Raw genomic sequence first — 11985 nt, forward strand, 5'->3', positions numbered from 1 at the left:
GCCCCACCGCCGAGGTGACCGAGCGCGCACTCGCGGCGGCGCGCACGGCCATCACCCGGCATGCACGGGTGGTGGACGATTTTCCCGGTCCGGGTATCTCGTTCAAGGATCTGACGCCGGTCCTCGCCGACGGAGATGCGCTCGCGGCCGTCGTCACGGCCCTGACGCACGGTTGCGCCGGTATCGACCTGGTCGCGGGTATCGATGCTCGCGGGTTCCTGCTCGGCGGTGCGGTCGCGCGCGAACTCGGCGTTGGCGTCTTGGCGGTACGCAAGGGTGGCAAGCTGCCACCGCCGGTGAAGTCGGTGTCCTACGCGCTCGAGTACGGCACCGCGGTGCTGGAGATCCCGGCCGACGGCCTCGACCTGACCGGTCGTCGGGTCCTGTTGGTCGACGACGTCCTGGCGACGGGCGGCACGATCGTCGCCGCCGCGGAACTGCTGGCGGGTGTCGGCGCAGATGTGGTCGGGGTCGCGGTCATCATGGAACTCGTCGCGCTGGGTGGCCGTGCCGCGATCGGGCGGGGGATCGGCGACGCGGTCCCGGTACATTCGGTCGCACTCGACTGACTCGCCCGGCGGGCCCGGCGCCCACCTCATTCCCGATCTGATTCACTCGCGGCACTAAGCTTGACAGAATCGGGTCCTCGGGCGGGCCCCACGGCGGTGTCGCTGCCCGGGGCCGACGACGAGGCGGAAGGAGGAGGTCGATGACCGACGAAGTCGACGCGGCCGAAGCCGGTGACGGTGGTCGATCCGTGTCCGCGGTGGGGCCGGTGGCCTCGGCGGCCGAGTCCGGTGCCGGGACGCAGAACGTGACGGTCGCCCCGGCGCACACCTCGTCCGCCTCGCGGCGCGTCCGGGCCCGCCTGGCGCGGCGGATGACCGCGACTCGTTCACAGGTTCGCCCGGTCCTGGAACCGCTGGTCACGCTGCATCGTGAGATCTACCCGAAGGCTGATGTCGCGTTGCTGCAACGCGCCTACGACATCGCCGAGGAACGTCATCGCGGGCAGAGTCGCAAGTCCGGCGATCCCTACATCACGCATCCGCTCGCGGTCGCGACGATTCTCGCCGACCTGGGCATGGACACCACCACGCTGGTGGCGGCGCTACTACACGACACGGTCGAGGACACCGGCTACACGCTGGAGGCGCTCGAATCCGAGTTCGGTGCGGAGGTCGCGCATCTCGTCGACGGGGTCACCAAACTGGACAAGGTGGCCCTCGGATCGGCCGCCGAAGCGGAGACCATCCGCAAGATGATCATCGCGATGGCGCGTGATCCACGGGTGCTCGTCATCAAGGTCGCCGACCGTCTGCACAATATGCGCACGATGCGTTTCCTGCCGCCGGAGAAGCAGGCGCGTAAGGCTCGCGAGACGCTGGAAGTCATTGCACCCCTTGCTCATCGCCTCGGAATGGCGACGGTGAAGTGGGAGCTGGAAGACCTTTCCTTCGCGATTCTCCATCCGAAGCGGTACGAGGAGATCGTGCGTCTCGTCGCCGATCGGTCGCCGTCGCGCGACACCTACCTGGCCCGGGTGCGCGCCGACATCAACAACGCCTTGTCGGCGGCGCGGATCAACGCGGTGGTCGAAGGGCGCCCCAAGCACTATTGGTCGATCTATCAGAAGATGATCGTCAAGGGCCGCGACTTCGACGACATCCACGACCTCGTGGGCATGCGGATCCTGTGTGACGAGGTGCGTGACTGCTACGCCGCGGTCGGCGTCGTCCATTCGTTGTGGCAGCCGATGGCCGGTCGGTTCAAGGACTACATCGCCCAGCCCCGCTTCGGTGTCTACCAGTCCTTGCACACCACGGTCATCGGTCCCGAGGGTAAGCCGCTGGAGGTGCAGATCCGGACGCAGGAGATGCACCGGACCGCCGAATTCGGTATCGCCGCGCACTGGCGGTACAAGGAAAGTGGCTACAAGGACCGTCGCGGCGGCACCAAGTCGGGCCGACGATCCGATGTCGCCGAAGTCGACGACATGGCATGGATGCGGCAGCTGCTCGACTGGCAGCGGGAAGCGGCCGACCCCGGTGAGTTCCTGGAGTCGTTGCGCTACGACCTCGCGGTTCGGGAGATCTTCGTCTTCACCCCCAAGGGTGACGTGATCACCCTTCCCACCGGGTCGACGCCCGTCGACTTCGCCTACGCGGTGCACACCGAGGTTGGACACCGGTGCATCGGCGCACGGGTCAACGGCAGGCTGGTCGCGCTGGAGCGTCAGCTGGAGAACGGTGAGGTCGTCGAGGTCTTCACCTCGAAGGCACCCAACGCCGGTCCTACCAAGGACTGGCAGAACTTCGTCGTTTCGCCGCGGGCCAAGGCGAAGATCCGGCAGTGGTTCGCCAAGGAACGTCGCGAGGAGGCTCTCGAAACCGGCAAGGACGCTATCGCCAAGGAGGTCCGTCGCGGCGGACTTCCCTTGCAGCGGTTGATGAATGCCGAGACGATGAGTGCGATCGCGCATGAGCTGCGGTATGCCGACGTCACCGCGCTCTATACCGCGGTCGGCGAGAACCACGTCTCCGCACAGCATGTGGTGAGCAGACTCGTCGCCTCGCTGGGTGGCATCGACGACGCCGCCGAGCAGATTGCCGAGCGATCGACTCCGTCGACGATGCCTGCCCGGCGTCGCCAGGGGGGCGATGCGGGAGTCGTCATCGAGGGCGTCGACAACGTGCTGATCAAACTGGCGAAGTGCTGTACGCCGGTGCCCGGTGACGCGATCCTCGGCTTCGTCACGCGCGGTGGCGGTGTCAGCGTGCACCGCACCGACTGCACGAACGCGTCGTCACTGCGAGAACAGTCCGAACGGCTGATCGAGGTGTCGTGGGCGCCGTCATCCGAATCGGTATTCCTGGTGGCCATCCAAGTGGAGGCGCTGGACCGACATCGCCTGCTGTCCGACGTCACCAAGGTGCTCGCCGACGAGCGTGTGAACATCCTGTCGGCATCGGTGACCACCAGTCGGGATCGGGTCGCGGTCAGCAAGTTCACCTTCGAGATGGGCGATCCGAAACATCTCGGCCACGTGTTGAACGTGGTGCGCAACGTCGAAGGTGTCTACGACGTGTACCGGGTGACCTCGGCGGCCTGACGCGGCCACCCGGGGACCGACTGCCGCGACTCCACAGACGACGAACGCCGGTCGGGATATCCCGGCCGGCGTTCGTCGTGTCCGCGGTGCACGCGCGCTATGACTCCGTGAGCTGCGGCTATTCGACGGTTGCGGTCTCGATGGTGATCGGGATCTTGGGTTCGCCGTCCTGCGCCTTCGGATTCCCGGGGGTCGGGGTGACGCCACCTGCGTACACCTTGTCGAGCACCTTGAGTCCGGCCTCGTCGACGGTCCCGACGACCGCGAAGTTCGGCGGCAGCTGGCTGTCTTGGACGACGAAGAACATCTGCGCCGAACCCGAGTTGGTGACCGGCTGCTGACCGTACGCCGAGCCCTCGCGGTTACTGTTGGCGATCGCCACCGTGCCGCGTGGGTACACCACCGCCTGCGGTGCTCCGGTGTCCGGGCTCGGCTGGCCGACAGGCTTGAGATGCGTCGGCGGTTCGTCGATGGTGCTCCAGGTCGGGCTGCCGAAACCGGTGCCGGTCGGGTCGCCGCACTGCAGGACCTTCAACGTGTCCGCGGTGGTGAGACGGTGGCAATCCGAACCGTTGTAGTAGCCGTTCTCGACGAGGGACAGCACGGCCGCGGTGTTGCAGGGCGCGGTGTCACGCGTGAAGGTGGTCGGTATCGGGCCCTGGTTGGTGGTGAACAGGACCTGCTCGGTGCCCTCCTTGAGTGCCTGGTCGCCCGGGCGCGGAGCATCCTTCTGCTTCTTCGCGGCAGCCTGGACCTTGGCCAGCTCATCCTTCATCTGTTGGCGCTCTTCAGGTTTGAGCGGGCCGACGCGCTGTTCGTACTCCTCGATGCTGCTGGGCAACTGGGCGAACTTGTTCTCCTGGTCGAAATGCTCGCAGGACGTCCAGCGCGCGGCCTCACGGTCGTCGAGGATCTTCTTGACGACGACGGTGGTCACCGTCGCGACCAGGGCGACGGCCACCGCGGCCGACACCGAGATAAGTACGACCTTGCGTTTGTGGCGAGCACGCTGCTCGGCCTCGAGCCGATCGGTCAGCTTGCGTTTGGCGGCCTCACGGCGCTCGGTGTTCGACAGCACGGTGTCGACTACCGCGGTGTCCTCGCCTGCGGTGTCGGCCGCGTCGGAGGTGTCGGCCGTGTCGGGGGTGTCGCCGATCGGGTCATCCTGGGTCTTGTCGTCCCTGGGCTCGTCTTTGCTCGACACGCTCTTCACGCCCTCCCTGATGCAGTGTCATGGACTACCGGCTATGGCGCCGGACACCCATGCAGTCTGCCAGCCCGACCTGTGAACTGCCCGCACCGGGTCGATGACACAATGAGTGTCATGCTGATCACCGGTTTCCCGGCAGGGATGTTCCAGACCAATTGCTATCTGGTCGCCACCGGAGGCGGATCCGAGGCAGTCATCATCGACCCTGGTCAGGATGCGGCCCCCACGGTGCGCTCGCTGCTGGCCGAACATGAGCTCACGCCGGTCGCGGTCCTGCTCACCCATGGCCACCTCGATCACACCTGGAATGCGCAGGAACTCAGCGACGAGTATTCGATCCCGGCCTACATCCATACCGACGACCGTCCGATGCTGGCCGACCCGGGAAAGGGCATCGGCCGCGCGCTCGGCGCGATGATCGGCGACACCGTGTTCCGTGAACCGGAGAAGGTCATCGAGTTCGTCGACGGTGAGGCCGTCGAGATCGCCGGTATCCGTTTCACCGTGGATCTCGCGCCCGGTCATACCCGCGGATCGGTTCTGCTGGGTATCGAGGTACCGGTTCCGGTGGAGGACACCGGGCCCGACACACCCGAGACGGTGCCGGTCTGCTTCTCCGGTGACGTACTCTTTGCCGGGTCGATCGGTCGCACCGATCTGCCCGGTGGCGACCATCAGCAGTTGCTCGACTCGATCGCCGCGAAGCTGCTGCCGCTGCCCGATCACACCCAGGTGCTGCCCGGACACGGACCGCAGACCTCGATCGGAGCCGAGCGGGCGACCAACCCATTCCTGGTGGATCTGCCGGGAGCGTCGAAGAAGGGACGATACGGACTGTGAGCGGAGCATTTCAGGCGCCGCGGGGTATCCCGGACTATTTCCCGCCGGCCTCGGCGGATTTCCGTCGGGTTCGCGACACGCTCACCGATGCCGCACGTCGCGCCGGGTACGGGCACATCGAGTTGCCCGTCTTCGAGGACACCGCGCTGTTCGCCCGCGGCGTCGGGGAGTCCACCGACGTCGTCAGCAAGGAGATGTACACCTTCGCCGATCGCGGTGACCGATCGGTGACGCTTCGTCCCGAGGGCACTGCCGGGGTGATGCGTACTGTCATCCAGCACGGTCTCGACCGGGGTCAGCTACCGGTCAAACTGAGCTATGCCGGCCCGTTCTTCCGGTACGAGAAGCCACAGACCGGACGCTACCGGCAGCTACAGCAGGTGGGTGTCGAGGCCATCGGCGTCGACGACCCCGCGCTCGACGCCGAGGTCATCGCGATCGCCGACGAGGGATACCGTCGGCTGGGACTGTCCGGTTTCCGACTGGAGATCACGTCGCTGGGCGACGACGAGAGTCGGCCGCGGTATCGGGAGGCGTTGCAGCAGTTCCTGTTCGGGCTGGACCTGGACGAGGCGACCCGCGCCCGCGCCGAGATCAATCCGCTCCGGGTCCTCGACGACAAACGTCCCGAGGTCAAGGCGGCCACTGCCGATGCGCCGTTGATGATCGACTACCTCGGCGACGACGCACGTGACCATTTCGACCAGGTTCTCAAGCATCTCGACCGGCTCGGCGTTCCCTACGAGCGCAACCCGCGGCTGGTACGAGGCCTGGACTACTACACCAAGACCACCTTCGAATTCGTGCACGACGGACTCGGTGCCCAGTCGGGCATCGGCGGCGGCGGACGCTATGACGGCCTGATGCACCAACTCGGCGGAAAGCTCGACCTGTCCGGGATCGGCTTCGGCATCGGCGTCGACCGCACCATGCTGGCGCTGGAGGCCGAAGGTGTTGCCGGGCAGGAATCGGCGCGCTGCCAGGTCTTCGGAGTGCCGCTGGGGGCGGGGGCCAAGGACGAATTGGTGTGGCTGGCCGCGCAGCTGCGCGCGGCCGGGATCAGCGTCGACCTCGCCTACGGCGACCGTGGCCTCAAGGGCGCGATGAAGGCCGCCGATCGGTCGGGCGCGCGACTGGCGCTGGTGCTTGGTGACCGGGAATTGGCCGAACGCCGGATCGAGGTCAAGGACCTCTCGAACGGTGAGCAGGGTCAGGTGGCGATCGACGACGTCGTCGCCGAGATCACGCGCGTACTGGCGCAGTAGCGCCGATCCGGTTGCGGACGGGATCTCCTCAGGTGAGGTCGCATCCGCCGGGGACGAGATCGCGTCGAAGGTAGTTCTCGCTGCCGAGGAGGCGATCACGTTTGTCGTCGGGGAGCGCGAAGAACATGGCGATGGTCCGACTGCGATCGATTTCCGTCTGATGAGCGGCGATGGCCGCGGTCTTCTGCTCGACGACGTCGGCCACGTCGAGATGGACGTCGATCATGTTCTCCGGGGTACCGGGCAATTGCGTGCGGCTCACCCCGGCGAAGATGTCGTCGGCGATCATCTCGATCATCCAGATCGGGATGGTGGCGAAGTAGAGGGATCGCACCTGCCACGGAGCGCCGTTTCGCTGATACAGCGTCCCGCAGGCGGCAGCGTCGACGGCGGCGCAGGTCAGGCGGTTGGCGTGGACGTGGTCGGGATGCCCGTAGATGCCGAAGGCGTCGTAGGTGACCACCACGTCGGGCCGCAACTCGCGAATGTGTCCGGCCAGCGTCCGCACCTGTTCGTCGAAGCCTGCGGCGCAGAACCGCTCCCGGCCGGGAGCCGAGGCCGGGACGCGATCGTCGGCGTAGCGCAACAGGATCGGTGGTCGGGGCAGGCCGAGGATCTCGACGGCCCGCAGCAACTCGCCGTGGCGTGGTGTGCCGGCGTCCCAGGTGCACATCACCAGGTCTGCCTCACCTCCGGCCCGCACATGTTTGGCGAGCAAACCGCCGGTCCACATCGACTCGTCGTCGGGGTGTGCGTGAACGACCAACAGGCGTGGTGACCCCATCCGCCGCGTCTCCTGCTCTGCCTCGATCGATGGTGTCGAGGCGCCGGTGTGCTGTCTCATCGTCGATCCTGCGCCGGGGGACGAACCCCGACGACCCACCTCAGCCTAGTGGCTGGGGCCCTCGGTAGAGTTGACCGTCGTGGCGCAGCCCTGTGACCGGCGCGTTCACGGCGAATACGACGTTTCTGTGGAGGTCTGTGATGAGCACTGGTGCCCAAGTACACGAGTTCCAAGCCGAGACCCGGCAGCTGCTGGATCTCATGGTGCACTCGATTTATTCCAACAAGGACAGCTTTCTGCGTGAGCTGGTCTCGAACGCCTCGGATGCGCTGGACAAGCTGCGTCTGCTGTCGCTGACCGACAAGGACCTGGAGGTCGACGCATCCGACCTGCACATCACCCTTGATCCCGACTCGGCTGCCCGGACCCTGGTCGTCGCCGACAACGGGATCGGAATGTCGCGCGACGAGGTGATCGGACTGATCGGCACGCTGGCCCGATCGGGTACCGCCGAACTCCGCAAGTCACTGGCCGAGGCCGCCACCTCAACCGACGGGCGGACGGCCGAGGAACTCATCGGGCAGTTCGGCATCGGCTTCTATTCGACGTTCATGGTCGCCGACAAGGTCACCCTGGTGACCCGTAAGGCAGGGGAGTCGACCGGCACGCGGTGGGAATCCACCGGCGACGGTACCTACACCATCGATGACGTCGACGACGCTCCGCAAGGAACCGCGGTCACCTTGCACCTGAAGCCCGCCGACGATGAGAACCATCTGTACGACTACACCGATCAGACCCGCCTGCGTCAGCTGGTGAAGAAGTACTCCGACTTCATCGCCTGGCCGATCCGGATGGACGTCACCAAGACGGTACCGGTGGAGACCGCCGACGACGCCGACGATAGCGCCGAACCGGTGACGACCACGGTCGTCGAGACCGAAACCATCAACTCGCGCAAGGCGTTGTGGGCGCGGAGCCGGGACGAGGTCACCGACGAGGAGTACCACGAGTTCTACCGGCATATCGCGCATGCGTGGGATGAGCCGCTGGAGACGATCTCCCTCAAGGCCGAGGGCACGTTCGAATATCAAGCGCTACTGTTCATCCCGAGCCAGGCGCCCTTCGACCTGTTCATGCGAGAGCGCACCGCGGGTATCCATCTCTACGTCAAGCGCGTGTTCATCATGGATGACTGCGAAGAGCTGATGCCCGAGTATCTGCGCTTCGTCAAGGGTGTCGTGGACGCGGCGGACCTGTCGCTCAACGTCTCCCGCGAGATCCTGCAGCAGGACCGGCAGATCCGGGCGATCCGCCGCAGGCTCACCAAGAAGGTCATCTCGACGGTCACCGAGATGCGCAATACCCGGCCGGACGACTTCGCCACCTTCTGGGAGAACTTCGGCCGGGTCTTCAAGGAGGGACTGGTCAACGACCTCGACAATCGCGAGGCGCTGCTCAAGGCGTCCGCCTTCGAATCCACGCACGCGGCAGAAGGATTGACCTCCCTCGCCGACTATGTCGGCCGAATGCGCAGCGGGCAGGAGACGATCTACTACATGACCGGCGAGTCCCGGCAGCAGATCGTCAACTCGCCGCATATGGAGGCGTTCAAGGCCAAAGGCATCGAGGTGCTGATCCTGGCCGATCCGGTCGACGAGATGTGGGCCGCGTCCGGTGTGGAGTTCGACGGCAAGTCATTCGCGTCGATCGCCAAGGGGGCGGTCGACCTCGATGATGCCGAGGCCGACGATTCGTCCGCCGACAAGGCGGAGCAGAACAAGACCTTCGCCGACCTGCTCGGCTGGCTGGGCACGACCCTTGCCGACGACATCTCCGAGGCGCGGTTGTCGACCCGACTCACCGAGTCGCCGGCGTGTCTGGTCGGGGACACCTTCTCGATGTCGCCACAGCTGGAGAAGCTCTACCGGGCGTCCGGTCAGGAACTGCCCCGTTCCAAGCGTGCGCTGGAACTCAACCCGGATCACCCCCTGGTGATCGGACTGAACAATGCGCATGCGGCGGGTGACGCCGCGCACCTCGCCTCGGTCGCGAAGCTCGTCTACGGGATGGCGCTCATCGCCGAGGGCGGTGAACTGGCTGACCCGGCGGAGTTCGCCCGGCTGCTGGCCGCCTCCCTCACCGAATCGGTGACGAGCGGCGGCGTGTCGGATGAGGCCGCTGAAGTGACCGGCGCGCACGAAACCGGCGCAGACGAAACGGGTACGGGCGCCTGAACATCGACGACGTGCCGGCCGGTCGAGCACCGGCGGCGCCGTTCGTCGCGGCGGATCCCGACCGTCCGGTGTCGCCGGACGGTCGGGGTCGCTGGTCGCGCCGTCCGCTCGCGCTCGGTATTTCCATTGGAGCGCTGCTGTTCGTGGTGGTACTGGTGGTCGCGTTCGTACTGGCGACTCGTCACGACGACTCGGCCGACGGGGCGGCGTCGCCGGCCGAGGCGGTAAGCACCTACCTGGAGGCGTTGGCCACCGCCGACGCCGACGGTGCGCTCGCCGTGCTGGCGAACCCACCGGCATCGGCGTTGCTGACGCGGGAGGTGCTTGCCCGCCAACAGGCGGCGGCCCCGATCACGGATATCCGGATCATCCCGCCCGCCACCGGTTCCGGTGGTGCGGGTGCGGACGCGGGCCCCGATGTCGTCCACGCCGAATATCGGTTCGGTGATCGGCAGGCCGATGTCCACTACCGAACCCTGCGGTCGGGGTCCCGATGGTGGGTCGCCGACGGTGTGGTCGACATCGCGCTCGACCGGGGCAACGTCATCGAGCCGACATTCTTCGGGGTTCCGCTCGGAAATGCCCAGCGCCTGTTCGCGTTCCCGGGGCCGTGGGCGTGGGGATCACAGCAGACGTTCCTGACCGCTCGTGCTGCGACCGCCGAGGACTACCCGCTCGGCCCGCACGCGCCGATGTCAGTCACGCTGGTGGCCGGGCTGAGCGTGGCAGGCGAGGCGGCCGTCGAGCGCGCGGTCCGGGACTACCTCGCCTTCTGCGCGCAGTCGGTACAGCCCGATGCGTCGGCAGATCGCAGGGGATGTCGGCAGACTCTCTATCGGGCCGCGCAGCCGGGATCCGTGCGGTGGACCGCCCCGAGTGACATCGCCGGGCTGCTGCGCGAGGTGTCCTCCGGCGACGCCCGGAAGGTCTCGGTCGCGGGGCAGATCGACTGGCCGGTGACCTATGTGCCGACCTATGACGGAGGTCGGCCGATCAGTACGGTGAACGACGAATATCTCTACGGCACAGTCGATCTGGGCGCTGAATCGCCCTTGTTCACCGCGGGCTGAGCGATCGGCGGTCGGCATAGGACACCTCGGTGTGCAGTGGATGACCGGCAGGCAGATCCAGTGTCAGTTCGACGCCGTCGAGTGGTTCGCCGAGTCCGGGACCGATCTCGACGCCCGGTGCCCGCCCGGTGATCCGGTCCGCGAAGGCGTTGCGAAGGTGCTCGTTGCGGTCCAGTACCGTTCCGGCCCAGCTCATCCGGGCGGGATCACCTGGACGGTATCCGCTGCGGCGCAGCGCGGTGAGTGCCGACGCCGCGAGCTCGGCGGCCGCATCATCGATGATCGATATCGCCACTGCGTCGCCGACCTCGGCGTGATCGGCGACGGCGGTGGCGAAGGCAGCCACCCGCGAGACGCGATCCGCCGCCGTCTGCACGGCCATGTACAGCTCGTCGAGCGGTCCGAACGATTGTATTGCCGCGCTGCGTAATCCGGTCGTCGGACCACGGCCGTCAAAGTCGCGGAGCGCTGCCTCGACACCTGCCCGGCCGATCCAGTAGGCGCTGCCGGCATCGCCGAAGAGGTGACCCCAACCGTCGACCCGCGCGACTCCGGCGGAACCGACGCCGAGGGTGACGACTCCGGTGCCGACGGCAGTCACGACGCCGAAGACGAGGCGGTTCGCGGCGAGGTAGGCCGACACCGAGTCGTGCGTGAGTGCCACGGTCTCGACGTCGAGGTCGGCGAGTGAGGTGAGCAGCCGACCCGCGTCGGCGTGTGCGGGAGTGAGTCCGGACGAACCGATGGCGATCTCACGGACCGACGCCCCGGCCGAGGCGATCACTTCGCCGACCAGGTCGGCGAGCTGGTCCAGGATCGGCCGGTCGGTACGTATTCCGTCACGGATGCCGACTTGCTCGCGACCATCGGCCCGGGTGCGGATACGCGTGCCGGTCTGTCCGGCATCGATACACAGTCGCGACACCGCTGCCATCGTGTGGGTTCCTCCCGCCTGGTCACCGCCCGTCGATATCACCGCCCGTCGACACACCGCCCGGCGTCGGCCACGCTACCGCCCTCATGCCGCATGCGGCAGCGATCGGGGTACCCGTACGAGGTCGGCTTTGTTGGCGCGGTGGATCGGATGGATCGCGACACCGTGACGGTCGGCCGCATCGCCGAATATGCGGGCCCAGGTCAGGTCCGTGTCGCTGAGACCGTCGGTGCCCGGGCGGGTGAGGAGGAATGCCACCGAGACATCCGGGCCGTCGATACTGATCTCCGACAGTCGCGTCATCAGCAACTCGACGACACCCCGCTCGGGGCGTATCGGCAGGCCGATCCTGTTGAGCAACGGGAGCATTTGCCGCTTTCCGTCCTCGACGAAGACGAACCAGAGCTCGTGGTCGGCGAAATGGGGTTGCCCGACCAGGCTTCGCCACCGTTGCCGCAGTTGGTCGTCGGTGACGAATGGTTCGGTGGCGGCGTTGTGCTCTCGGCTGGGGTCGCGGTGATCGTGTGGTGATG

10 protein-coding genes are annotated in these 11985 nt (G+C 66.8%); 6 read left to right on the plus strand and 4 right to left on the minus strand.

The genetic code is table 11. The features are described 5' to 3' along the window. Window positions 1-14: 14 nt before the first annotated feature. Window positions 15-569, plus strand: coding sequence for an adenine phosphoribosyltransferase (locus QSJ18_RS06775; RefSeq protein ID WP_286325566.1), 555 nt, complete (start codon window positions 15-17; stop codon window positions 567-569). Window positions 570-709: 140 nt separating this feature from the next. Then, a complete protein-coding gene (locus tag QSJ18_RS06780; RefSeq protein WP_286325533.1) occupies window positions 710-3112 on the plus strand; it encodes a RelA/SpoT family protein in 2403 nt (800 codons plus the stop codon). Between the two features lie 118 nt (window positions 3113-3230). On the opposite strand, the gene QSJ18_RS06785 is transcribed toward QSJ18_RS06780, so the two are convergent. Next, a complete protein-coding gene (locus QSJ18_RS06785) occupies window positions 3231-4190 on the minus strand; it encodes a peptidylprolyl isomerase (RefSeq protein WP_286325568.1) in 960 nt (319 codons plus the stop codon). A 246-nt stretch (window positions 4191-4436) separates the two neighbouring features. Between QSJ18_RS06785 and QSJ18_RS06790 the strand changes: the two genes are divergently transcribed. Then, window positions 4437-5162 (plus strand): MBL fold metallo-hydrolase, encoded by a 726-nt coding sequence (locus QSJ18_RS06790; RefSeq protein ID WP_286325534.1) that lies wholly within the window; start codon window positions 4437-4439, stop codon window positions 5160-5162. Further along, a complete protein-coding gene (gene hisS / locus QSJ18_RS06795; protein ID WP_286325535.1) occupies window positions 5159-6427 on the plus strand; it encodes a histidine--tRNA ligase in 1269 nt (422 codons plus the stop codon). Before QSJ18_RS06790 ends, hisS begins: the two co-directional genes overlap by 4 nt. Before the next feature lie 28 nt (window positions 6428-6455). Here hisS and QSJ18_RS06800 read toward each other — a convergent pair whose 3' ends face one another. Beyond that, window positions 6456-7211, minus strand: a complete 756-nt coding sequence (locus QSJ18_RS06800) for a PIG-L family deacetylase (protein ID WP_286325569.1) — start codon at window positions 7209-7211, stop codon at window positions 6456-6458. A 200-nt stretch (window positions 7212-7411) separates the two neighbouring features. On the opposite strand from QSJ18_RS06800, the gene htpG reads away from it, so the two are divergent. Continuing rightward, the gene (gene htpG, locus QSJ18_RS06805; protein ID WP_286325536.1) at window positions 7412-9448 is read left to right on the plus strand and encodes a molecular chaperone HtpG; all 2037 of its coding nucleotides are present in this window, start codon (window positions 7412-7414) and stop codon (window positions 9446-9448) included. A gap of 11 nt (window positions 9449-9459) precedes the next feature. After that, window positions 9460-10518, plus strand: a complete 1059-nt coding sequence (locus QSJ18_RS06810; protein WP_286325537.1) for a hypothetical protein — start codon at window positions 9460-9462, stop codon at window positions 10516-10518. On the opposite strand, the gene QSJ18_RS06815 is transcribed toward QSJ18_RS06810, so the two are convergent. Continuing rightward, window positions 10505-11509 (minus strand): N-acetylglucosamine kinase, encoded by a 1005-nt coding sequence (locus QSJ18_RS06815; protein ID WP_462476000.1) that lies wholly within the window; start codon window positions 11507-11509, stop codon window positions 10505-10507. The two genes, QSJ18_RS06810 and QSJ18_RS06815, sit on opposite strands and share 14 nt — an antisense overlap. 27 nt (window positions 11510-11536) lie before the next feature. After that, window positions 11537-11985, minus strand: a 449-nt coding sequence (locus QSJ18_RS06820; RefSeq protein ID WP_286325538.1) for a hypothetical protein, incomplete at its 5' end; no start/stop codon positions are given.

Origin of the sequence: Gordonia heveisoli (assembly GCF_030315745.1) — a bacterium.
Classification (GTDB): Bacteria; Actinomycetota; Actinomycetes; order Mycobacteriales; family Mycobacteriaceae; genus Gordonia.

Excerpts from the sequence above, each read along its gene's own strand:
- QSJ18_RS06780 (WP_286325533.1), top strand. The coding sequence starts at position 710 with ATGACCGACGAAGTCGACGCGGCCGAAGCCGGTGACGGTGGTCGATCC.
- QSJ18_RS06790 (WP_286325534.1), top strand. The coding sequence starts at position 4,437 with ATGCTGATCACCGGTTTCCCGGCAGGGATGTTCCAGACCAATTGCTAT.
- QSJ18_RS06800 (WP_286325569.1), bottom strand. The coding sequence starts at position 7,211 with ATGGGGTCACCACGCCTGTTGGTCGTTCACGCACACCCCGACGACGAG.
- htpG (WP_286325536.1), top strand. The coding sequence starts at position 7,412 with ATGAGCACTGGTGCCCAAGTACACGAGTTCCAAGCCGAGACCCGGCAG.